Source organism: Salipiger bermudensis HTCC2601 (assembly GCF_000153725.1).
GTDB lineage: Bacteria > Pseudomonadota > Alphaproteobacteria > Rhodobacterales > Rhodobacteraceae > Salipiger > Salipiger bermudensis.
The window spans coordinates 2,051,861-2,072,049 of record NZ_DS022276.1 but is presented as its reverse complement, the minus strand read 5'-3'; the positions used below and the strand labels follow the sequence as shown (position 1 = coordinate 2,072,049).

Here is a 20,189-nt window from a genome sequence, read left to right as displayed (position 1 = left end):
GAGAGGGAGGAATACTCATGACGGACGTGGTGATCACCGGCGCGGCGCGCAGCGCGATGGGGGGCTTTCAGGGCATGTTCTCGGATCTTGCCGCGGCCGATCTCGGCGGCGCGGCGATCCGTGCGGCGCGCTCCGAGGCCGGCACCCCCGAGATCGACGAGCTGCTGATGGGCTGCGTCCTGCCCGCCGGACAGGGCCAGGCCCCGGCGCGGCAGGCCGGCTTCCGCGCCGGGCTCGGAGAGGGCGTGCCCGCCACCACGCTCAACAAGATGTGCGGCTCCGGCATGAAGGCGGCAATGATGGCCTTCGACCAGATCGCCCTCGGCCATGCCACGACGATGATCGCCGGCGGCATGGAAAGCATGACCAATGCGCCCTACCTTCTGCCCAAGATGCGCGGTGGCGCCCGCATCGGCCATGGCCAGGTGATCGACCACATGTTCCTCGACGGGCTCGAGGATGCCTATGACCGGGGCCGCCTGATGGGCACCTTCGCCGAGGACTGCGCGGAGGCCTTCCAGTTCACCCGCGACGCCCAGGACCAATACGCCATTGCCTCGCTCGACAACGCGCTCGACGCCGAGCGCTCCGGCGCCTTCGAGGCCGAGATCACCGCGGTGAGCGTGCATGCCCGCACCGGCGAGGAGATCATCACCCGCGACGAGCAGCCAGGCCGCGCCCGCCCCGAGAAGATCCCCCACCTGAAACCAGCCTTCCGCAAGGACGGCACGGTGACCGCGGCTAATTCCTCGTCGATTTCGGACGGTGCCGCGGCCCTCGTGCTGACATCCTCCGCCGGTGCCGAGGCCGCCGGCGCCACACCCCGCGCCCGCATTCTAGGCCATGCCAGCCACGCGCAGGCCCCGAATCTCTTCCCCACCGCGCCGATCCCGGCAGCGCAGAAACTCCTCGACCGCATTGGCTGGAGAAAGTCCGATGTCGATCTCTGGGAGGTCAACGAAGCCTTCGCGGTGGTGCCGATGGCCTTCATGAAGGAGATGGGCCTGCCGCGCGACATCGTGAACGTGCATGGCGGCGCCTGCGCGCTCGGCCACCCGATCGGCGCCAGCGGCGCGCGCATCATCGTCACGCTGCTCAACGCGCTCGAACGCCGTGGCCTCAAGCGCGGCGTCGCCGCGATCTGCATCGGCGGCGGCGAAGGCACCGCCATCGCCATCGAGCGCCCCTGAGACCTGAACGCGCCCGCGCCGTCTCCGAAAGCGCCCGCCCCTTCTCTGGTTCAAAAATACCTCGGGGGTGAATTGGCCGAAGGCCAAGAGGGGGCAGCGCCCCCTCCTTTCTTCCTAACGCGCACCTTTGGTGCGACAGGGGGCAGCGCCCCCTCCTTTCTTCCTAACGCGCACCTTTGGTGCGACAGGGGGCAGCGCCCCCTCCTTTCTTCTCAAGGCGCACCTTTGGTGCGACAGGGGCCCGCCCCCCTCACCGCATGGGCCCGCCGAGGCGGGCTCATGCAAGACCTGCGCGCCCCGTCAGGGGCGCACCGCGCGATTGTCTCAGACCTGCTCGATGCGCAGCGCCACCGGCTCGCCCTGCACCACGCCGGTGGCCGGGATCGCGTCCAGCGCCGCATCCAGCGCCGCGCGGGTGGTCTTGTGGGTGACGATCAGCACCGGCGCGGCATTGTCGACATGGTCGTACTGGCGCATGCGGTGGATCGAGACCCCGGCCTCGCCCAGCGCCGAGGCCACCTTGGCCAGTGCGCCCGGCTTGTCGGCAAGGTTCATGCGCAGGTAGTACGGCGCCGGCGTCGCGGCCTTGGCCGGCGTCGCCTTGACGAGCTTGCTGGCGGGCGCACCGAAGGTCGTCACCCGCGTGCCGCGCGCGATGTCGACCACGTCGCCCATCACCGCGCTTGCCGTCGGGCCCTCGCCCGCGCCGGCGCCGCGCATCACGATCTGCCCGACCTGGTCGCCCTCGATCACCACCATGTTGGTGCCGCCCTCGAGCTGCCCCAGCGGCGAAGATGCCGGCACGAGGCAGGGCGACATCGACTGCTCGAGCCCGCGGCCGGTCATCCGGCACACGCCGAGCAGCTTGATCTTGTAGCCCATGTCCGATGCCTGGCGGATGTCGTCGATGCTGACCCGACCGATGCCCTCGAGCTCCACCGCATCGAAGGAGACCTGCGTGCCATAGGCGATGGCCGAGAGCAGAGACAGCTTGTGGCCGGCGTCGATGCCGCCCACGTCGAGCTCGGGATCGGCCTCGAGGAAGCCCAGCCCATCGGCCTCTGCGAAGGCCTCGGCATAGCTCAGCCCGCCGCTCTCCATGCGCGTGAGGATATAGTTGCATGTGCCGTTCATCACGCCCATGACGCGGGTAATGTCATTGGCGGCAAGCCCCTCGGTCAGCGCCTTGATCACCGGGATGCCGCCCGCGACGGCCGCCTCGAAGCGCAGCACGCAGCCGTTCTCTTCGGCGAGTTCGGCCAGCGCCTGGCCGTGATGAGCCAGCAGCGCCTTGTTGGCGGTGACCACGTCCTTGCCGGCCTTCAGCGCCGCCTCGACCGCCGCCTTGGCAGGCCCGTCCGATCCGCCGACCAGTTCGACGAAAACATCGACGTCGTCCCGCGTGGCGAGCGTCACCGGATCGTCTTCCCAGCCGTAATCGGTCAGCGGCACGCCGCGATCCTTCTCGCGATTGCGGGCCGAGACCGCCGAGATCGCGATGCCGCGCCCGGTGCGCGCTTCCAGCAGGAGGGATTTCTGGCGGACGATCTTGACCACGCCGGCACCCACGGTGCCCAGGCCCGCGATTCCGAGACGGAGGGGGTCAGACATGGGAGTGCTCCTTCTTGCTGTTGTCGCTTTCGCAGATGTCCGGCCCGCATTATCCCCAAGCCCGCGCCGGTGCAACGGCGCGCTTACGGGATTCGGCAGTGCTGCGGCGAAAGCGCTGCGCCACCGGACACTGGCTCAGCCCGAGACCGCCAGCCGCACCGCCTCGCGCTCGGCCACACCCTCGTCATGTCCATCGGTGAAGCTGGCCACGGTCACCTGGCGCGGAAGGTCGGGGAAGTGATAGACGGCGTTGACGCTGAACGGCCCCGCGCCGGAATGCCCGATGGCGCGCCCCGCCGCCCCGACCCTGCCGCTCATCAGCCCCGTCGCGTAGCCATGCGCGGTCCAGGGCCGACCGGGCAATGCATCACCCAGACGGAGTGTCTCGCGCATCCGGGAGAGGCTCTCGGCCCGCAGCAACTGCCCCGCGAACAGCCCCTGCATCATCCGCGCCGCGTCGCGCGCCGTGCCGATCAGGCAGCCATGATAGACCCAGCCGGGGTGATAGCGCCGCGCCTCGGGCCACGCGGTCCGCGCAAACTGCCCCCGCGTCTGCGCCAGCACCACGCTGTCGAGCCCAAGCGGCCCCGCGATCTGCGCGCGCACCAGATCCCCGAGGCCCTGCCCGGCGACCGCCTCGATCCACTCCCGCGCCAGCAGGTAGCCAACATTGGAGTAGCGCCAGCCCTGCCCCGGCGCGAAGAGACGCCCCTGCGCCATGGCCGCCTCGACAAGCGCGTCGCGCGGCCAGGGCTCCTCATCCGCGCGCACCGCCGCGTGATAGGCCGGCAGACTGCCGTAATCCGGCAGCCCGGCGCGGTGAGTCAGGAGTTGATGCAGGGTGAAGGGCTGATCCGGCATGTGCGCATCGAGGTCCAGCCGCCCCTGCTCTGCCAGCCTGAGGGCGCAGATCGCAATGGCGGTCTTGGTGACGCTCCACCACGGGAACATCAGGTCGGGATCGCCGAAGGTCTCACAGCCGCCGTCATCGAAAAGCCGGCAGGCGTGAAGGGGCGGCTGGCGCGTCACCTGCGCGGCCTACTCTGACGTATCGACGCCGCCATCCATCCGAACCTTGTCGCTGTCCGAGACCACCGGCCCCTGAAGCCGCGCCGCGCGCGATCGCAGGCCCGCGACCCGGTCCTCGATCCCCGCGCGCAGCTCTGGCGTGGCGCGCGGCACCGGCGCGCCGATCAGATCTTCGATCGGCAACAGCGCCGGGAACGGCTGCGACGCCACGCCCGGGGTCCGGGCGGCATCGAGCTCGGGAAAGGTGGCGCAGCCCAGCAGGGCGAAGGGCAGCAGCAGAAGAGGCGAGAGGCGCATGGGCGGATCCGTCTGGTCTGTCACCCTCTTGCCGCACCAGCGCGCGCGGGGCAAGCACGAGACCTTGTTCTGAACATCCGTTCAGTTAATCTGGTCGCCATGGCACGCACGCAAGGTTCCCATTCCGACATCACCGGACCCAAGGTCCGCGACACCGCGCTGCGGCTGTTCGCCCAGCACGGCTATGCCGCCGTGTCGATGCGCCAGATCGCCCGCGAGGTCGGCGTGCAGGTGGGCGCACTCTACAACTACACGCCCGACAAGCAGGCGCTGCTGTTCTCGCTGCTCAAGGGCCATATGGACGAGCTTCTCTCGACCTGGGAGGCCGAGCCGCGCCCGGACGGCCCGCGCGACCGGCTCGAGGCCTTCGTGCGCTTTCACATCCGCTTCAACCTCGACCGGCCCCAGGCGATCTTCATCTCCTACATGGAGCTGCGCAATCTCGCGCCCGAGAACTTTGCGGTGATCGAGGCCCAGCGGAAGGTCTACGAGGGCGCGCTGGAAGCGATCCTGCGCGACGGCCAGTCGGAGGGCGTCTTCTCGGTGCCCGACACGCGGCTGGCCTCCTACGCGCTCATCGCCATGCTGACCGGCGTGAACACGTGGTATCGCGCCGGCGGGCGGCTCTCCATCGAAGAGGTCGCCGACATCTACTGGGACATGGTGCGCAAGTCGGTCTCGGCGGACTGAGGCCGGGTGGTCCCGGCCCCGTGCAGCGTCAGCGCGTTGCCTGAATCGATTCGAGGTACTCCAGCAGCGCCACCATCTTGCGCGGTGTCGGGGTGAGCACCCCGTCGCCGGTGTCGAGCGGCACAAGATCGCCCTTCAGCAGTTCGCCGAATTCCGGCATCGACGGGCCATCGAGATCCGAGCGGGCGTAGCCGTCGATCATCGACAGCACCTTTGCGCGCGGGAACTCGTCGCCGTGGCGCAGCGCGATCAGCGTGAGATCCTTGGGCGGTACGGTCATCGAGCGGGCCATCTCGCCATCGCCCTTGCCATCGGCGCCGTGACAGACGGCGCAATATTCCATGTAGAGGCCGCGCCCGTCCGCCGCCTGCGGCATCTCGTCGGGCGTACAGGCCGCGATTGCCAGCCCCGCCGCCAGCCATGTTCCGATCAGCACCCGTTTCATGCTCGATGCCCTCCCTCGTGGTGTTTTCTCCTGTCTCGCCCGTCGCGTGTCCCAGATCAAGCCAAAGCCTTTGACCTTTTGGGGTGACACTCACGCTGCACCGCCGCATTGTGCCGGCCAGACGGCCCCGGAAGACCGCGGAACGCTCCCCGAGAATGCCCCAAGGAGACCAAATGCCCATCCACGCGCTCACCATGCTTGCCGCCGGCATCGGCGTTCCCGTCCTTGCGGCGCTCAATGCCCGGCTGGGAGCGCATATCGGCTCGCCTGCGGCGGCGGCCTTCATCCTGTTCTGCGTCGCGCTCACCGCTGCCACGGTGGTGATGTTCGCCACCGACCCGCGCCCGATCGTGCGCGCCGTCGACGCCCCAAAGCACCTGTTTCTCGGCGGCTTCTTCGTCGCGTTCTATGTGCTGAGCGTCACTTACGTGGCACCGCAGTTCGGCGTCGGGCGGGCGATCTTCTTCGTGCTGGTCGGCCAGCTGATCAGCGCCGCGGTGATCGACCATTTCGGCCTGTTCGGCGCGCGCGCCGTGCCGGTCTCGCTCTCCCGCGTCGGCGGTCTGGTGCTGATGGGCGCCGGTGTCTGGCTGGCCCAGCGCGGCTGAGCCGCCGGATCGGGGCTCAGCCCTCGACCAGCCGCCCCTCCTCGAGTCGTACCCGACGGTCCATGCGCGCCGCGAGCTCGAGGTTGTGCGTCGCGATCAGCGCCGAAAGTCCGGTCTCGCGCACCAGCCGCACCAGAGCACCGAACACCGTGTCCGAGGTGGTGGGATCGAGGTTGCCGGTCGGCTCGTCCGCCAGCAGCAGCTTGGGCCCGTTGGCCATCGCCCGGCAGAACGCCACCCGCTGCTGCTCGCCGCCCGACATGGCGGCGGGGCGGTGCCCGGCGCGCTCGCCGATGCCGACGCTTTCCAGAAGCTCCTGCGCCCGCGCCTCGGCCTCGGCCTTGGCGACGCCGTTGGCGAGCTGCGGCAGCACGATGTTCTCGCGAGCGGTGAACTCGGGCAGCAGGTGATGGAACTGGTAGACGAACCCCACCTCCTGCCGGCGCAGGATGGTGCGCCGCCGGTCCGAGGCGCCGGTCACCGTCTCGCCGGCAATGGCCACGTCGCCGCGATCTGCGGTGTCGAGCAGGCCCGCGATGTGAAGCAGCGTCGACTTGCCGGCACCCGACGGCGCCACCAGCGCCACCACCTCGCCGCGCGCGACGGACAGGTCCGCGCCGCGCAGCACCGCGATCTCGTTCGGCTGGCCGGCGTTGTAGCGTTTCTCGATGCCCTGAAGGTGAAGGACCGGATCACTCATAGCGCAGGGCCTCCACCGGGTTCATGCGAGCCGCCCTGCGGGCGGGAAAGATCGTGACGACGAAGGACAGGCCGAGCGACAGCGCCATGGCGCTGAGCACGTCGCCCATCTGCAGCTTGGCGGGCAGCGCGTAGATGCCGCGCACCGCCGGGTCCCAGACTCCGCCGCCGGCGACGTAGTTCACGAAGGAGAAGATCGGGTCGATATAGATCGCGAAGAGGCAGCCCAGCACCACCCCCATGAGCGTTCCGATCACCCCGGTGAAGGCGCCACAGATGAAGAACACCCGCAGCACCGCGCCCTCGGTGAGCCCCATGGTGCGCAGGATGCCGATATCGCGGCCCTTGTTCTTGACCAGCATGATCAGCCCCGAGACGATGTTCATGGTGGCGATCAGCACCAGCACCGAGAGGATCACGAACATCACGTTATCCTCGACCTCGAGCGCGCGCAGGAAGGCGCCCGACGCGTCCTGCCAGGTCCAGATCAGCGCGCCCTCGCCCGCCGCCTGCAGCACCGGCAGTGCCAGCCGCTCGACGCGCTCGGGATCGTCGATCATCACCTCGAGCTCGTCGGCCACGCCTTCGCGATTGAAATAGAGTTGCGCCTCCTCGAAGGGCATGTAGACCCGCGTGCGGTCGATATCGTAGCGCCCGGCGGTGAAGATGTAGACCACATCGTAGAGCTTGACCCTCGGACTGACGCCGAAGGCGGTGCGAACGCCATCGGGCGAGATCAGCTTGAGCTGGTCGCCGACGCTAAGCCCCAGCTCACGCGCAACGCCGGAGCCGATGGCGATACCCTGCTCGAAATTGTCGATGTCGCCCTGCCCGGTCTCGGGATCGGCGATGCGCGGAATGCCCTTGAGATCGTCCTCGGCGATGCCGAACACCTCGACCCCGGCATTGCGACCAGCGGCGGTGCCCATGACCTGCCCCTTCACCAGCGGCGCAACGCGGATCACGCCTGGCACCTCGGCCACGCGCGCCGCGCGCTCGGCATAATCGTCGAAGGTGCGCACCGGGCGGTCGTACTCGTCGAGCCGCTGGCTGGCATAGACCGTCACGTGGGCATTGGCGCCAAGGATCGTATCCACGAACTCGGCCCGGAAGCCCGAGCGCACGGCCAGCGTGGCGATCAGCGCGAAGACCGCGAGCGTGATGCCGACGAGGCTGATCCAGGTCATCACGCTGACCCCGCCTTCGGCGCGGCGGGCGCGCAAATAGCGCCACGCGATCATCCATTCGAACGGGGCGAAGGGGGCTGGGGTGCTTGCCATAATCTCTTTCTGTGCCGAAGGGGCCTGATCTGCGCAGGTCTGCTCGGCGCGGAAAGTGGCCTTTTGCCGGAACGGGGTCAAGCGCGCCTGCGTTGGCCTCGAAACAGGAGGGAGCACGGCGCATGAAACTTCTCGTGATCGGAGCCAGCCGCGGCATAGGCGCCGCGACGGTCGAAACCGCGCTAGCGCAGGGCCATTCGGTTCGGGCGCTGGCCCGCAGCGCCGGCGAGATGGAGCTGCAGGCCGGGCTCGAGCCGTTGCCCGGTGACGCCACCGACCCGGCGTGCCTTGCAGAGGCTGTCGAGGGGGTCGACGCCGTCGCCATGACGCTGGGCCTGCCGCGCAACGGCTCGGTGATCTGGACGCGGACCAAGCTGTTCTCGGATGCCACCGCGGCGCTCCTCCCTGCCATGGAAAAGACCGGCGTGCGCCGCCTGATCGCTGTCACGGGCATCGGCACCGGGGATTCGCGCTCGGCGCTGTCCTGGACCGAGCGGATGACTCATCAGGCGCTGCTGGGCCGCGCCTATGCCGACAAGGACATTCAGGAAGAGATGATCCGCGCGTCCGGCTTAGACTGGACGCTGGTGCGCCCGACCATCCTCACCAATGGCGGCGTCGGGCATTACAAGGTGCTGGTCGAGCCCGAAGAATGGCGCATGGGGCTGGTCAGCCGCCGTGCGGTGGCCGATTTCGTGGTCCGCGCCGCGGGCGACGATGCGTTGATCGGCAAGGCGCCGGTGCTGGTGCGATAGCGCCCACACATGGGCCGCTTTGCAGATCTCCGTGTGCGCGATGAGATTGTCCGGGCCGCGCGGCGCAAGTTCCGGCGCTCGGACGCATCCGCTTGACCGCGAACCACGGCAGGCCGTAAATCCCCGCCATGACCCACGGACCCAGATTTCCCGACCTCATCGCCCGCCTTCCCGCCACCGTGCCCTTCGTGGGCCCGGAAGAGCAGGAGCGCGCCAGCGGCCACGTGTTACGCGCCCGCCTCGGCGCCAACGAGAGCGTCTTCGGCCCCTCTCCCAAGGCGATCGCCGCGCTGCAGGCCGCCGATCAGGAGATCTGGAAATACGCCGACCCGAGCCATTTCGAGCTGAAGACGGAGCTGTCGAAGCGGCTGGGCTGCGGACATGGAAACATCGTCTTCGGAGAGGGCATCGACGGCTGCCTCGGCTACCTCGTGCGCCTGCTGGTCGAGCCCGGCGACGCGGTGGTGACCTCGGACGGCGCCTACCCGACCTTCAGCTACCACGTGAACGCCTATGGCGGCGTGTTGCACAAGGTGCCCTATCGTGACGACGCCGAGGACATTGCAGCGCTCTTCGCCAAGGCGGCCGAGGTCGATGCCAAGATCGTCTACCTCGCCAATCCCGACAACCCGATGGGCAGCTGGATCGACGGCGCCACCATCGAGGCAGCGCTCGACGACCTGCCCGAGGGCACGGTGCTGGCGCTCGACGAGGCCTATATCGAGTTCGCCCCCGAGGGCACGGCGCCGAAGATCGATCCCGAGGATCCCCGGGTGATCCGCTTCCGCACCTTCTCCAAGGCCTATGGCATGGCGGGCGCGCGGGTGGGCTATGCCTTCGGCGCCGAGCCGCTGATCAAGGCCTTCGACAAGATCCGCAACCACTTCTCGATGAATCGCTCGGCGCAGCAAGCCGCGCTGGCGGCGCTGCTCGATGACGCATGGCTGGCCGAGGTGCGCGGGCGCGTGAACTCGGCGCGCGAGCGCATCGCTGCCATTGCCGAGGCCAACGGCCTCACCACCCTGCCCTCGGCCACCAACTTCGTGGCGGTCGATTGCGGCGGCGACGGCCCCCATGCGCGGGCGGTTCTCGAGGGGCTGGCGCGGCATGGCGTCTTCGTGCGGATGCCCTTCGTGGCACCGCAGAATCGCTGCATTCGGATCAGCGCCGGCACCGAGGCCGATCTCGACATCTTGGCCGAGGAACTGCCCAAGGCGCTGGCGGAGGCCCGCGAAACCGTGGCCTGACGCGGCCTCGCGGCGGCACGATCACGGAACCATTACCTTACGTAAAGGGTTCGATCCCAAAGTCGCGGTGTCACCTGTGCTATGCTGGTGACCCGCGCCGAGCTCTGAGGATCTGCCCATGGACAACCGCACGCGCCAACCAGCCCCGGACTACACCTCGTCCGCGCTGTTCTTCCTGTTCATCAACATGCTGTGGATCTTCGGCGTGATCTGGGTGAGCTGGGGGCTCGGCGCGGTGGCGCTGGCCGGGGTGGCGGTGAACCACCTCATCACCCTGCTCGACCGGCGGCTGAACGGCGCGGCCTGAGCCGCGCCGCGCGCGATCAGACGGCGGACCCGATCACCTCGGCCGCTGCCGCGACACCGCCGCGCCCATGCGGGATGCCGACCGCGTGCAGACCGGCCTCGATCACCCCGAGCGCGCCCAGCACCATGTGGGCGTTGACATGCCCCATGTGGCCGATCCGGAAGAAGCCGGTGCCCATCGGATCGTCCGGCTCGGACATGCCCAACCCGATCCCCAGCGTGAGACCCGCCGCGGTGTCGGTCCACTTGCGCAGCTCGGCGCCGTAGGGCGCGCCCACGCGCAGCGCGGTGACCGCGTGGCTGCGCAGCGATGGGTCCTCGACATTCATCGACAGCGGGCCGTCCGAGCCCCAGACATCCGCCGCCGCCCAGATCGCGCGGGCGAGCGTGGCATGGCGCTTCCAGATCGCCTCCATGCCCTCGGCGCGGATGATGTCGAGCGCGGCGCGCAGGCCATAGAGGTGATGTGCAGGCGCCGTGCCGCCGAAATACTGGTAGAAGAACTCGGGATTGGCGCGCGGCGTCCAGTCCCAGTAGCGGCTCACCCGTTTCATCGCGGCGCGGCGCTCTGCGGCCCGATCGTTGAAGAACACGAAGCTCAGCCCCGGCGGCACCATCAGCCCCTTCTGCGAGCCTGCCACCATCACGTCCGCGCCCCACGCGTCCATCCGGAATTCGTCGCAGGCCAGCGAGGCGATGCAGTCGACCATCAGAAGCGCAGGGTGGCCGAGATCATCGAGCGCCCGTCGCACCGCCGCCACGTCGTTGCGCACCGAGCTCGCGGTGTCGACATGGGTGACCAGCACAGCCTTCAGCTCGTGGCCAGTGTCGGCCTCCAGCGCCTCGGCCACGCGGACCGGATCGAGCGGCGTCTTGCGGCCGAAGTCGATGATCTGCGGCTCGATGCCCAGCCCCGCCGCCATGTCGGCCCAGCCGTGGCCGAAACGCCCGGTCGCGGGCACAAGCACCTTGTCGCCCTCGGCCAGCACGTTCGACAGTGCGGCCTCCCACGCGCCGTGACCATTGGAGATGTAGATCGCCACGTGCCCCTCGGTCTGTGCCACGTGGCGCAGGTCGGGGATCATCGCCGCCGCCATGTCGACAAGCTCGCCTTCGTAGATGTTCGGTGAGGCGCGGTGCATCGCGCGCAGCACCGCATCGGGCATGACCGACGGACCGGGAATGGCCAGGTACGGGCGACCGTGGGCAAGTGACATGGGTTTTCTCCGTGAAAGTCCCCCTTGAAAATCCGGGGTCGGCGTCAACCTAAGCATGGGCGCGGCGGCGTCAATCCGCCCCGCCGCTTGCCACGCGCGCCCAAGGCCACTAAACCGCCGCAAGGCCATGGGGACGTCACACATGCTCTCAAAGCTCTGGGGAAAGATCGAACACCGCGAGCGGCGCCTGCGCCGGTCGTTCGGCAAGGATATCTCGACCCCCGCGGCGCGGGCACTATCGCAGTTCCATTACAACCTCTTCGACCACGCCTGGCTGCGCACGGTCTGGACCAATTTCTGGCAGATCGCGCCGGGCGTCTGGCGCTCGAACCACCCGACCCACCGGCGCTTCGAGAAATACGCGAAGATGGGCATCAAGACGGTGATCACGCTGCGCGGCGAAGAGAAGTTCTCGCATTACCTCTTTGAAAAGGAGAGCTGCGAGAAGCTCGGGCTGACCCTGAAACACGCCAAGCTCTGGGCCCGCTCCGCCCCCAAGCGCGAGCGCATCCTCACCCTCATCGACACTCTGCGCGAGGCCGAACGCCCGATGATGTTCCACTGCAAGTCAGGTGCCGACCGCGCCGGCTTTGCCTCGGCGGTGTACCTGATGGTGTTCGAAGGCGTCCCGGTCGAGGTCGCGCGCAAGCAGCTTGGGCTGAAATACATCCACCTCGAGTTCACCCGCACCGGCGTTCAGGGCTACATTCTTGATGTCTACGCCGCCCGCAACCGCCGCGCTCCGATCCCGTTCGAGGAGTGGGTCCGGACCGAATACGACGGCAAGGCCATTCAGGCCGGGTTCGACGCCAAGCGTCCTCCGGAAGATCTGGCGTGAGCGGGCGCACGGAAAACTCCGGCCATCTGTTCAGCTGGCTGTGGCGGAACTACCTCTGGAAGCACCGCTGGCTGCTGCTCGTCGCGCTTGCCTTCATGAGCATCGAGGGCGCCATGTTCGGCCTGCTCAGCTACATGATGAAGCCGATGTTCGACAACGTCTTCGTCGGCGGCAATTCGGATGCGATCTGGTGGGTCGGGCTGGTGATCTTCGGCAGCTTCCTGGCGCGCGCGGTGGCGAGCGTGATCCAGAAGGTGCTGATGTCGCAGATCGCGCAGATCACCGTCGGCGATATCCGCAACGACCTTGTCAGCCACCTCATAAGTCTCGACGGCACCTTCCACCAAGCCTATGGGCCCGGCTACCTGATGCAGCGCGTCGAGGGCGACGTGGGCAGCATCGCGAAGGTCTGGAAGATCATCATCACCGGGGCAGGTCGTGACGTGATCGCCCTGTTCTCGCTGTTCGGCGTGGCGCTTGCGATCGACTGGCGCTGGACCCTTGTCGCCCTGATCGGGGCGCCCCTGATGCTGCTTCCGTCGATGTTCGCGCAGCGCTACGTGCGCAGGCACGCTCGCAAGGCGCGCGACATCTCGGCCGGTCTGTCGACCCGCCTGAACGAGATCTTCCACGGCATCGTGCCGGTCAAGCTCAACCGTCTCGAAGAGTACCAGGCCGGGCGCTACGCAAAGCTCACCCGGAAGCGCATCCGCACCGAGGTCAGGTCCTCTCTCGGCAGCGCCTCGATCCCGGCGCTGATCGATATCATGGCCGGCATCGGCTTCATCGGGGTGCTGTTCTACGGCGGCCGCGAGATCATTGCCGGCGAGAAGACCGTCGGCGACTTCATGGCCTTTTTCACCGCCATCGCTCTGGCCTTCGAACCGCTGCGCCGGCTGGGCGCGGTGAGCGGCACCTGGCAGATCGCCGCCGCCTCGATCGAGCGTCTGAAGGAACTGATGGACATGGTTCCGGCGCTGCGCGATCCCGCCGATCCCAAGCCTGCGCCGCAGGGTGTGCCGGGCATCGTGCTCGATGACGTGCAGCTCTCCTACGGCGACGCGCCCGTCCTGCGCGGCACCAGCTTCACTGCCGAGGCCGGCAAGACCACCGCGCTGGTCGGGGCCTCGGGCGCCGGCAAGTCGACCATCTTCAACGTGCTGACCCGGCTCGTCGATCCGGCCAGCGGACGGGTCGAGATTGGCGGCACCGAGGTTTCCGACATGAAGCTCGCCGAGCTGCGGGGCCTGTTCTCGGTGGTCAGCCAGGAAGCCCTGCTGTTCGACGAATCTCTGCGCGAGAACATTCTGCTCGGCCGGGGCGACATCTCCGAGGCGCGTCTTCAGGAGGTGCTCGAGGCCGCCCACGTGGCCGATTTCCTGCCCCGCCTCGAGGGCGGGCTCGACGCGCAAGTCGGTCCGCGCGGATCGTCGCTCTCGGGCGGCCAGCGCCAGCGCGTGGCGATCGCCCGCGCCATCCTGCGCGACACGCCTATCCTGCTGCTCGACGAGGCCACCTCGGCCCTCGACGTGCAGTCCGAGGCAGTCGTGCAGAAGGCGCTCGACGCCCTCGCCAAGGGCCGCACCACGCTGGTCATCGCGCACCGGCTCTCGACCGTCCGCCATGCCGACAAGATCGTGGTAATGGATCAGGGCCAGGTGGTCGAGGAAGGCACCCATGACGAGCTGCTGGCCCGCGGCGGCACCTTTGCGCGGCTGCACGCATTGCAGTTCTCGGAAACCTGAGCCACCCCCTCGCACCCGCCGCCCAAGCATCCTAGATTGCGGGCAGACGACGCGACGGACAGATCGGGAGAGCGCGATGACGAGCGAACGCAAGGTGCTTCGGGTGAGCGGCCCGGAGGCGGAGCAGTTCCTGCAGGGACTGGTGACCAATGACGTGGCAGGCCTGAAGGACGGGCTGGTCTACGCGGCCATGCTGACGCCGCAGGGCAAGTACCGCGCCGATTTCTTCCTTGTGCCCAAGGGCGAGGACATCCTGATCGATGTGGATGCGGCGCTGGCGCCGGACCTGCAGCGCATGCTGACGATGTACAAGCTGCGCTCCAAGGTCGAGATCGTTGAGACCGACATCGCGGTGACCCGTGGCACTGGCCCAGAGCCGGAGGGCGCCTTCATCGATCCGCGCGACCCGCGCATGGGCTGGCGCGGTTATGACGGCCAGACAGGGGAGGAGGCCGACTGGGACGCGCTGCGCGTCGCCGCCTGCGTCCCCGAGAGCGGCGTCGAGCTGACGCCGGACACCTTCATCCTCGAAGCCGGGTTCGAGCGTCTCAACGGCGTCGATTTCCGCAAGGGCTGCTATGTCGGGCAGGAAGTCACCGCGCGGATGAAGCACAAGACCGAGCTGCGCAAGGGGCTCGCGCAGGTCGACGTGAGCGGCAGCGCTCCGGTCGGCAGCGACATCCTCGCCGGCGAGAAGACAGCCGGCACACTCTACACGCAGGCCGAGGGCCACGGCATCGCCTACCTGCGCTTCGATCGCGCCAAGGGCGACATGACGGCCGACGGCGCGACGGTGCGCTACACGCCATGAGCCTCTCGGCGCTCGAGCCGGTCTTCGGCGCCGAGATCACCTTGGCGCAGCCGCTGCATGGCGGCGACCTCTCGGAGGTACTGAAGGTCACGCTGAGCGACGGCCGGGTGATGGCGGTGAAGCGCGGCGCACGGGTCGATACCGAGGCCCGGATGCTCGCCGCCATGGCCACCGCCGGCGCACCGGTGCCCGGCGTTCTGCATCAGGCCGAAGACCTGCTCTGCCTCGACTGGCTCGAGGAGGCGCGGCCCGCTCCCCAGAGCTGGGAAGCGCTCGGCGCCGGGCTGGTGGCGCTGCACGAACATTGCGGCACCGGCTACGGCTGGCCCGAGGATTACGCCTTCGGGCCGCTCCCGATCGAGAACAGCGCAGCGCAGAGCTGGCCCGCGTTCTGGGCCGAGCGCCGCCTGCTGCCCTTCCTGCCGCACCTGCCCTCGGATCTGGCCCACAGGGTCGAGGCGCTGGCCGCCGCCCTGCCCGAGCGTCTGCCCGTGGCTCCGCCGCCTGCCCTGCTGCATGGCGATCTCTGGACCGGCAACGCGCTCTTTGGGCACGACACCGCGTGGATGATCGACCCGGCCTGTTACCACGGCGACGGCGAGGTCGACCTCGCCATGCTCGAGCTGTTCGGCGCCCCGCCCGAGGCCTTCTGGTCCGGATACGGCGGCACCGAGCCGGGCCGAGCGGAGCGCCGCCCGATCTATCAGCTCTTCCCGGCGCTGATGCATCTGCGGCTCTTCGGGGCGAATTACCGCGGCATGGTCAGCGGCCTGCTCGACGCCTCCGGCGCCTGAGCCGGGCAGCGTTCAGCCGAGCCGCTTTTCGTAGACCTCCACCGCCCGCGCCGCGCCCGTGCGCTGCATCAGCCCGCGCGACGGCCCGTTGAAGCTGTGGACATGGGCCACCCAGCTCTCGCAGCCGCGTGCGGCGATCTCGGCCTCGAAGCCCGCCACCAGCCGCCGCGCGATGCCGCGCCGCCGCCAGGATGGCGCCACCGCGATGTGGTCGAGCACCGCAAGGCTGCGAGGGCGCTCCACAGCGCTCCGGGGCACCTCGCGCAGCCGCCAGAGCAGGTAGCCGCGCGCCACGCCCTCGGCCCGGTAGACAAGCGCCTCGGCGCCGGTGTCGAGTTCCTGCGCCAGCATACCCACCAGCGCGGCATCGTCCGCCTCGGCGTGGAAGCGCTGCGGCACGCGCTGCACATGCAGGGCGTTCAGCCCGCGCAGCAGGCTGGCCACCTGCGGCAGATCCGATTGTAGAAGATGGTCGATCATGAAAAAGGCCTCCTGGGCTTTGCGCCGGAGGCCTTTGGTCATCTCGTCATGTCTGCCCCCGGATCGCACGGGGACAAGAGTCGTCGGCGCGCGGGTTATGCGCGTTCCGAATACTCCATGGTTTCGGTGTTCACGACGATGTCCTCGTCCTGACCGACGAAGGGCGGGACCGAGATGCGCACGCCGTTGTCGAGCACCGCGGGCTTGAAGCTGTTTGCGGCCGTCTGGCCCTTCACCACCGGCTCGGTCTCGGCGATCTTGCAGACCACCTTCTGCGGCAGCGTGGCGTTGAGCGCTTCGGAGTCGTAGAACTCGACCACGATGGTCATGCCGTCCTGCAGGAACGGGCGGCGCTCGCCGAGGATGTCGGCCGGCAGCTGGACCTGGTCGTAGGTCTCGGTGTCCATGAAGATGAGCATGCCGTCATCCTCGTAGAGGAACTGCATGTCGCGCTGCTCGAGGCGCACGCGCTCGACCTTGTCGGCGGAGCGGAAGCGTTCGTTCAGCTTGGAGCCGTTGCGCAGGTTCTTCATCTCGACCTGGGCGAAGGCACCGCCCTTGCCGGGCTTCACGTGATCGACCTTCACCGCGGCCCACAGGCCGTCATTGTGTTCGAGCACGTTGCCGGGGCGGATTTCGTTACCGTTGATCTTGGGCATAAGGGGCGAAACCTCGGCAAAAGGTTGATGATTGTCTGGCCGGTCCTATATCTGGCCAGTCCTGCCCATGCAAGACAGCGAATATCGTGTGCGTAAGAAATAAGCAATGTTGTGAGCGCATGTCAGCCATGCGTTTGTGGTGTATCCGAATCGAACGGAATGGTTCATAACGCCACACACGCCGGAAAAGACAAGAGCAATAATCAAAGGTCGAAATATGAAAGATTTCGTGGATAGCACAGCCTTCAATGCCGAACAGGGCAACCGCGCACGCAAGCTCTTTGCGGCCGTGGTTCTGGCTGCGCTCGACGACGCGATCGCCGACGACAAGAAATACGGCAATGGCCCTGAGCAGATCGCCCGCTGGGCACGGTCGCGCGACGGCCGTGAAGTTCTGAGCTGTGCCGGCATCGACCCGAACGAACGTGTCGTTCAGGGCCTGATGGAATTTGTCGGTAAGGGCATCCGCACCTCTGTCGCGCTGTCGCGCGAAGAGAGCGAACGCCGCAACGCCGCAGCCGCGGCGGATCGCGCCGAAGCAGCCTGATACTACCCAAGACGTTCGGCACGTTGAACGAAAGGCGCTCCCTGCAAGGGGAGCGCCTTTCGGTTTATTGGCGGTGATCGTCGCGACAGACCGGAGCGGCCACGCAGGCCGACCTCAGTCGAAATGCTCGCTGGTCACCATGCGATGGATCTCGCGACGCACCATCTTGCGTACGTTCCGGGTGATGCGCTCACCGAGCGCGCCTTGCAGCTCCTGACGGATGATCTCGGTCACGAGGTCACGCAGCATCTCTTCATCGAACAGGTCCACCGGGGCGGGCAACGCATCGCCATGTTCGGACGCCGCCACGTCGGGCAAGTGCTGCGTGTCCGCCAGCACATCGCCCCGATCCGCGCCCTTCCAGGTCGGCCCCTCAAGCACCAGCGCTTCGGCTCGCCGGGGGTCCTCGGCGACGACCTCATCGGGCTTGTGGTCCTGCCATTCCAACGGCTTCTGCGGCCGGTGGACAAAGGCCGCGCAAGCGGCCTCCGCGCCCTGCGGCTCATGGCTCTCGGCCACGGGCTCGGGCTCGGGCGCGGCCTCGATTTCGGCCCCCTGCTCCGGCTCCTGCACCGTCGCGGGCTCAACCTGCGCCGCCGGCTCGTCGCCCTTGTGACGGGCAATCATCGCCTCGAGCGCGGCGATCTTCTGGGCCAGGCCGACATCGCCTGCCGGCTCGTCTTCGAGCTCCGGCTCGGGGATGCGCGGTGACATTTCGGGCAGTTCGGGTTCCGGCAGCGGGACCTCGGCGGTCGGGATGCCATCATCGGCGGCGTCCGCAGCATCGCCCCCGGTGACCTCCGCGATCCGGTCGAGCAGTTGCGCTGTCTCGTCCGCGTCCTGCGCCTCGACGGCGGGCTCCGGCGCTGTCGCCTGCGCGGGTCTCGAGCGCGCAAACTTGGGGCGCGCATCGCTCTCCGGCGAGGCCAACGCCCGCGCCAGCTCTTCCTCGACGAGCTTGCCGAGCAGGGTCGAGGCATCGAAAGACGGCTCGTCTCCGCCGTCTTCGTAGATCTCTTCGAATTCTTCGTCCGAGGCGGTGAGCCCAAGGGTCAGGCGACGCGCGGCGGCGGCAGGGCCGGCCTTGTCGCTCTCGGGGCGCTCTGCTGCTTCAGGCCGCTCGCGCGACGGCGACTCGGCCTTCGGATCGCGGTTCAGACGGAACGGAACCGCCACGTTCTCGCGCTCAACAGATGCCGGGGCTGGCGCGCGCGCGGGCTCTGCCGGCAGGCGATTTTCCGAGGCCGGACGCTTTGTCGAAGATCCGTCTCCCCGGCCCGTCGCGGGCTTGGGCGCATCGTCCGGCACACGCTGCGCCGGGGTCAGGACCAACCGTTCAGGCTTCCCCTTCGCGCTTTGCTGGGCGGATTGCTCACGGGCATCGTCGGCGACGAGTCGCCGGATGGAGGACAGCACATCCTCGATTTCCACATTCGTCACGGGGTCGGACATTCATCTTCCACTCTTGCCTCGCGAAACTCTACCGCGACGGATGATTCCAGACAACCGATGTGCAATGCCTAGTTTTTTCCGAGGGCACGAAGGACACGGTCGAGTTCCTCGCCCTGTCTCGAGGTCACCGGAGCAGTCTTTACGAGGTCGTAATACGCGGCCGGATCGTAGCGCGGCACGTCGAGCCCGAGCTGCTCGGCGGTCAGCTGACCGATCGAGGCCAGCACGGCGTAGGCCGCGATGGTCTGGTCGACCTCGGCCGAGATCTGCGCCGCCCGCGCATCGAGAAGCTCCTGCTCGGCATCGAGCACGTCAAGCGTCGTCCGGGCGCCAAGCGAGGCCTCCTCGCGGATGCCCTCGAACGCGACCCGGGCGGCCCGCACCTGCTCGCGCGTGGAGACGATCGAGGCCTGTGCGATGCGCAGCTGCGCGAAGGCGCTGCCGACGGATTGCTCGACCTGCTGGCCGGCGGTGTAGAGCTGCGCCCGCGAGGCATCGCGGTTCGCCATGGCCTGACGCACACCCGACGACAGCCCGCCCCCCTGGTAGATCGGCCCGCTGAGGCCGAGCGTCACTGATCCTCTCTCGGACGCAAAGGGCGAATCGAAGGTGCCGCTCATGCCCAAGCGGCCCTCGAGGTTGACCGTCGGCTTCATCCGCGCCTTGGCGATGGCGATCGCGATGTCGCTGCCTGCCACCACGTGGCGAAGCTGCACGATATCGGGATGCTCCCGCAGCGCCTGCGCCTTGGCCGTCGCGGGATCGGCCGGCAGTCGCGGAAGCCCGACGGGCGGTTGCGGGTTCTCGGGATAGCGACCGACCACCGCGTTGTAGACCTCGCGGTTGACCGCGAGCGTGCCCTCGGCAGCGGCCAGCAGACTGCGGGCGCCCGCCAGCCGCGCCTCGGCGGCGGCCACGTCGGTGCGGGTCACCTCGCCGACCTGAAAGCGATCCTGCGCAGCCCGCAGTTCCTCGCCGATGACGCGGACGTTGTTGCGGCGCAGCTGCACGGTCTCGAGGGCGCGGCGAACCTCCATGAAGGCGGATACGCCGTTGTAGAGCACCTGCTGCTCGACCCCGACCAGACCGGCCCGGGTGGCGAGCACCGCCTCGCGAGCGGCATCGAGGCTCAGCGTCCGCGCGCCGCCGGCATAGAGCACGAGCGTGGCCACAAGGTCGGCACTGGCGGTGGTGGTGGCGTAGTCGACCCACATGCCGCCGGTCGATGCCGCGTTCTGCGCGCCGAAACTGCGGGTGACGGTGCCGGTCCAGTTGATGACCGGGCGCAATGCCGCCACCGCCTGCGCGACGTCTTCGTCGGCGGCGCGCAGCACGGCGCGGTTCTGGTCGAGAAGGCCACTGGTGATGTACGCGCTCGAGAGCGCGCTGGCGAGAGACTCGGCCGCGACCGGAGCCGATGTCACGGCCGCAAGGCAGACACCGGCCAGCATTCCAAGAACGGACTTGCGCGCCATCGGCCTCCCCTTCC

Annotated in this window: 22 protein-coding genes; 11 read left to right on the top strand and 11 right to left on the bottom strand. The window is 68.3% G+C overall.

Translation table 11 applies throughout. From position 1 onward, the window contains the following. Window positions 1-17: 17 nt before the first annotated feature. A complete protein-coding gene (locus tag R2601_RS09895) occupies window positions 18-1,190 on the top strand; it encodes an acetyl-CoA C-acyltransferase (protein WP_007797367.1) in 1,173 nt (390 codons plus the stop codon). A 324-nt stretch (window positions 1,191-1,514) separates the two neighbouring features. Here R2601_RS09895 and R2601_RS09890 read toward each other — a convergent pair whose 3' ends face one another. The 3 genes from R2601_RS09890 to R2601_RS09880 form a co-directional block, all read right to left on the bottom strand. Further along, window positions 1,515-2,801, bottom strand: coding sequence for a homoserine dehydrogenase (locus tag R2601_RS09890; RefSeq protein ID WP_007797364.1), 1,287 nt, complete (start codon window positions 2,799-2,801; stop codon window positions 1,515-1,517). Window positions 2,802-2,936: 135 nt separating this feature from the next. After that, window positions 2,937-3,830: a serine hydrolase domain-containing protein gene (locus R2601_RS09885; protein WP_007797361.1), complete on the bottom strand. Its 894-nt coding sequence runs from the start codon at window positions 3,828-3,830 to the stop codon at window positions 2,937-2,939. 9 nt (window positions 3,831-3,839) lie between these two features. Next, a complete protein-coding gene (locus R2601_RS09880; RefSeq protein WP_007797357.1) occupies window positions 3,840-4,127 on the bottom strand; it encodes a hypothetical protein in 288 nt (95 codons plus the stop codon). A 99-nt stretch (window positions 4,128-4,226) separates the two neighbouring features. On the opposite strand from R2601_RS09880, the gene R2601_RS09875 reads away from it, so the two are divergent. After that, window positions 4,227-4,817, top strand: a complete 591-nt coding sequence (locus tag R2601_RS09875; RefSeq protein WP_007797355.1) for a TetR/AcrR family transcriptional regulator — start codon at window positions 4,227-4,229, stop codon at window positions 4,815-4,817. A 28-nt stretch (window positions 4,818-4,845) separates the two neighbouring features. Here the strand turns inward: R2601_RS09875 and R2601_RS09870 are convergent, their stop codons facing one another. Next, on the bottom strand, window positions 4,846-5,262 hold the full coding sequence (locus R2601_RS09870) for a c-type cytochrome (protein ID WP_007797352.1): 417 nt from the start codon (window positions 5,260-5,262) through the stop codon (window positions 4,846-4,848). 173 nt (window positions 5,263-5,435) lie between these two features. Here R2601_RS09870 and R2601_RS09865 point away from each other — a divergent pair, with 173 nt between their 5' ends. After that, a complete protein-coding gene (locus tag R2601_RS09865) occupies window positions 5,436-5,870 on the top strand; it encodes a DMT family transporter (RefSeq protein WP_007797349.1) in 435 nt (144 codons plus the stop codon). Window positions 5,871-5,886: 16 nt separating this feature from the next. Here R2601_RS09865 and R2601_RS09860 read toward each other — a convergent pair whose 3' ends face one another. Together R2601_RS09860 and R2601_RS09855 are read right to left on the bottom strand one after the other, a co-directional pair. Then, window positions 5,887-6,570 (bottom strand): ABC transporter ATP-binding protein, encoded by a 684-nt coding sequence (locus R2601_RS09860; protein WP_007797347.1) that lies wholly within the window; start codon window positions 6,568-6,570, stop codon window positions 5,887-5,889. Next, window positions 6,563-7,849 (bottom strand): lipoprotein-releasing ABC transporter permease subunit, encoded by a 1,287-nt coding sequence (locus tag R2601_RS09855; RefSeq protein WP_007797344.1) that lies wholly within the window; start codon window positions 7,847-7,849, stop codon window positions 6,563-6,565. The genes R2601_RS09860 and R2601_RS09855 overlap by 8 nt, the downstream gene beginning before the upstream one ends. Window positions 7,850-7,971: 122 nt before the next feature. Here R2601_RS09855 and R2601_RS09850 point away from each other — a divergent pair, with 122 nt between their 5' ends. The 3 genes from R2601_RS09850 (at window position 7,972) to R2601_RS09840 (ending at window position 10,158) form a co-directional block, all read left to right on the top strand. Beyond that, on the top strand, window positions 7,972-8,604 hold the full coding sequence (locus R2601_RS09850) for an NAD(P)-dependent oxidoreductase (RefSeq protein ID WP_007797342.1): 633 nt from the start codon (window positions 7,972-7,974) through the stop codon (window positions 8,602-8,604). Between the two features lie 128 nt (window positions 8,605-8,732). After that, window positions 8,733-9,851: a pyridoxal phosphate-dependent aminotransferase gene (locus tag R2601_RS09845; protein WP_007797340.1), complete on the top strand. Its 1,119-nt coding sequence runs from the start codon at window positions 8,733-8,735 to the stop codon at window positions 9,849-9,851. 118 nt (window positions 9,852-9,969) lie between these two features. Next, window positions 9,970-10,158 carry a hypothetical protein gene (locus R2601_RS09840; protein WP_007797338.1) on the top strand — a complete coding sequence of 63 codons (189 nt, stop codon included), beginning with the start codon at window positions 9,970-9,972 and terminating at the stop codon, window positions 10,156-10,158. A gap of 16 nt (window positions 10,159-10,174) precedes the next feature. Here R2601_RS09840 and R2601_RS09835 read toward each other — a convergent pair whose 3' ends face one another. Beyond that, window positions 10,175-11,374 (bottom strand): pyridoxal-phosphate-dependent aminotransferase family protein, encoded by a 1,200-nt coding sequence (locus tag R2601_RS09835; protein ID WP_007797335.1) that lies wholly within the window; start codon window positions 11,372-11,374, stop codon window positions 10,175-10,177. 142 nt (window positions 11,375-11,516) lie between these two features. Here R2601_RS09835 and R2601_RS09830 point away from each other — a divergent pair, with 142 nt between their 5' ends. From R2601_RS09830 to R2601_RS09815, 4 genes are all read left to right on the top strand, one after another. Continuing rightward, window positions 11,517-12,212 carry a phosphatase domain-containing protein gene (locus R2601_RS09830; RefSeq protein WP_007797330.1) on the top strand — a complete coding sequence of 232 codons (696 nt, stop codon included), beginning with the start codon at window positions 11,517-11,519 and terminating at the stop codon, window positions 12,210-12,212. Further along, the gene (locus tag R2601_RS09825; RefSeq protein WP_007797326.1) at window positions 12,209-13,957 is read left to right on the top strand and encodes an ABC transporter ATP-binding protein; all 1,749 of its coding nucleotides are present in this window, start codon (window positions 12,209-12,211) and stop codon (window positions 13,955-13,957) included. Before R2601_RS09830 ends, R2601_RS09825 begins: the two co-directional genes overlap by 4 nt. A gap of 76 nt (window positions 13,958-14,033) precedes the next feature. Continuing rightward, complete coding sequence (gene ygfZ / locus R2601_RS09820; RefSeq protein WP_007797324.1) at window positions 14,034-14,768, top strand: CAF17-like 4Fe-4S cluster assembly/insertion protein YgfZ; 735 nt, start codon at window positions 14,034-14,036, stop codon at window positions 14,766-14,768. Further along, window positions 14,765-15,562 (top strand): fructosamine kinase family protein, encoded by a 798-nt coding sequence (locus R2601_RS09815; protein ID WP_007797322.1) that lies wholly within the window; start codon window positions 14,765-14,767, stop codon window positions 15,560-15,562. The genes ygfZ and R2601_RS09815 overlap by 4 nt, the downstream gene beginning before the upstream one ends. 12 nt (window positions 15,563-15,574) lie before the next feature. Here R2601_RS09815 and R2601_RS09810 read toward each other — a convergent pair whose 3' ends face one another. Both R2601_RS09810 and efp read right to left on the bottom strand, forming a co-directional pair. Beyond that, window positions 15,575-16,042, bottom strand: a complete 468-nt coding sequence (locus R2601_RS09810; RefSeq protein ID WP_040545287.1) for a GNAT family N-acetyltransferase — start codon at window positions 16,040-16,042, stop codon at window positions 15,575-15,577. Between the two features lie 95 nt (window positions 16,043-16,137). Continuing rightward, window positions 16,138-16,701, bottom strand: coding sequence for an elongation factor P (efp, locus tag R2601_RS09805; RefSeq protein ID WP_007797318.1), 564 nt, complete (start codon window positions 16,699-16,701; stop codon window positions 16,138-16,140). A gap of 217 nt (window positions 16,702-16,918) precedes the next feature. On the opposite strand from efp, the gene R2601_RS09800 reads away from it, so the two are divergent. Then, window positions 16,919-17,248, top strand: coding sequence for a DUF6280 family protein (locus R2601_RS09800; RefSeq protein ID WP_007797315.1), 330 nt, complete (start codon window positions 16,919-16,921; stop codon window positions 17,246-17,248). Window positions 17,249-17,362: 114 nt separating this feature from the next. On the opposite strand, the gene R2601_RS09795 is transcribed toward R2601_RS09800, so the two are convergent. Both R2601_RS09795 and R2601_RS09790 read right to left on the bottom strand, forming a co-directional pair. Continuing rightward, window positions 17,363-18,700, bottom strand: a complete 1,338-nt coding sequence (locus R2601_RS09795; RefSeq protein ID WP_007797312.1) for a hypothetical protein — start codon at window positions 18,698-18,700, stop codon at window positions 17,363-17,365. 68 nt (window positions 18,701-18,768) lie between these two features. Continuing rightward, the gene (locus R2601_RS09790) at window positions 18,769-20,175 is read right to left on the bottom strand and encodes a TolC family outer membrane protein (RefSeq protein ID WP_007797309.1); all 1,407 of its coding nucleotides are present in this window, start codon (window positions 20,173-20,175) and stop codon (window positions 18,769-18,771) included. Window positions 20,176-20,189: the final 14 nt, after the last annotated feature.

What these genes read in the sequence shown, in the direction of transcription:
- R2601_RS09895 (WP_007797367.1), top strand. Translation starts at nt 18, where the DNA reads ATGACGGACGTGGTGATCACCGGCGCGGCGCGCAGCGCGATGGGGGGC.
- R2601_RS09890 (WP_007797364.1), bottom strand. Translation starts at nt 2,801, where the DNA reads ATGTCTGACCCCCTCCGTCTCGGAATCGCGGGCCTGGGCACCGTGGGT.
- R2601_RS09880 (WP_007797357.1), bottom strand. Translation starts at nt 4,127, where the DNA reads ATGCGCCTCTCGCCTCTTCTGCTGCTGCCCTTCGCCCTGCTGGGCTGC.
- R2601_RS09875 (WP_007797355.1), top strand. Translation starts at nt 4,227, where the DNA reads ATGGCACGCACGCAAGGTTCCCATTCCGACATCACCGGACCCAAGGTC.
- R2601_RS09870 (WP_007797352.1), bottom strand. Translation starts at nt 5,262, where the DNA reads ATGAAACGGGTGCTGATCGGAACATGGCTGGCGGCGGGGCTGGCAATC.
- R2601_RS09865 (WP_007797349.1), top strand. Translation starts at nt 5,436, where the DNA reads ATGCCCATCCACGCGCTCACCATGCTTGCCGCCGGCATCGGCGTTCCC.
- R2601_RS09860 (WP_007797347.1), bottom strand. Translation starts at nt 6,570, where the DNA reads ATGAGTGATCCGGTCCTTCACCTTCAGGGCATCGAGAAACGCTACAAC.
- R2601_RS09855 (WP_007797344.1), bottom strand. Translation starts at nt 7,849, where the DNA reads ATGGCAAGCACCCCAGCCCCCTTCGCCCCGTTCGAATGGATGATCGCG.
- R2601_RS09850 (WP_007797342.1), top strand. Translation starts at nt 7,972, where the DNA reads ATGAAACTTCTCGTGATCGGAGCCAGCCGCGGCATAGGCGCCGCGACG.
- R2601_RS09845 (WP_007797340.1), top strand. Translation starts at nt 8,733, where the DNA reads ATGACCCACGGACCCAGATTTCCCGACCTCATCGCCCGCCTTCCCGCC.
- R2601_RS09840 (WP_007797338.1), top strand. Translation starts at nt 9,970, where the DNA reads ATGGACAACCGCACGCGCCAACCAGCCCCGGACTACACCTCGTCCGCG.
- R2601_RS09835 (WP_007797335.1), bottom strand. Translation starts at nt 11,374, where the DNA reads ATGTCACTTGCCCACGGTCGCCCGTACCTGGCCATTCCCGGTCCGTCG.
- R2601_RS09830 (WP_007797330.1), top strand. Translation starts at nt 11,517, where the DNA reads ATGCTCTCAAAGCTCTGGGGAAAGATCGAACACCGCGAGCGGCGCCTG.
- ygfZ (WP_007797324.1), top strand. Translation starts at nt 14,034, where the DNA reads ATGACGAGCGAACGCAAGGTGCTTCGGGTGAGCGGCCCGGAGGCGGAG.
- R2601_RS09815 (WP_007797322.1), top strand. Translation starts at nt 14,765, where the DNA reads ATGAGCCTCTCGGCGCTCGAGCCGGTCTTCGGCGCCGAGATCACCTTG.
- R2601_RS09810 (WP_040545287.1), bottom strand. Translation starts at nt 16,042, where the DNA reads ATGATCGACCATCTTCTACAATCGGATCTGCCGCAGGTGGCCAGCCTG.
- efp (WP_007797318.1), bottom strand. Translation starts at nt 16,701, where the DNA reads ATGCCCAAGATCAACGGTAACGAAATCCGCCCCGGCAACGTGCTCGAA.
- R2601_RS09800 (WP_007797315.1), top strand. Translation starts at nt 16,919, where the DNA reads ATGAAAGATTTCGTGGATAGCACAGCCTTCAATGCCGAACAGGGCAAC.
- R2601_RS09795 (WP_007797312.1), bottom strand. Translation starts at nt 18,700, where the DNA reads ATGTCCGACCCCGTGACGAATGTGGAAATCGAGGATGTGCTGTCCTCC.
- R2601_RS09790 (WP_007797309.1), bottom strand. Translation starts at nt 20,175, where the DNA reads ATGGCGCGCAAGTCCGTTCTTGGAATGCTGGCCGGTGTCTGCCTTGCG.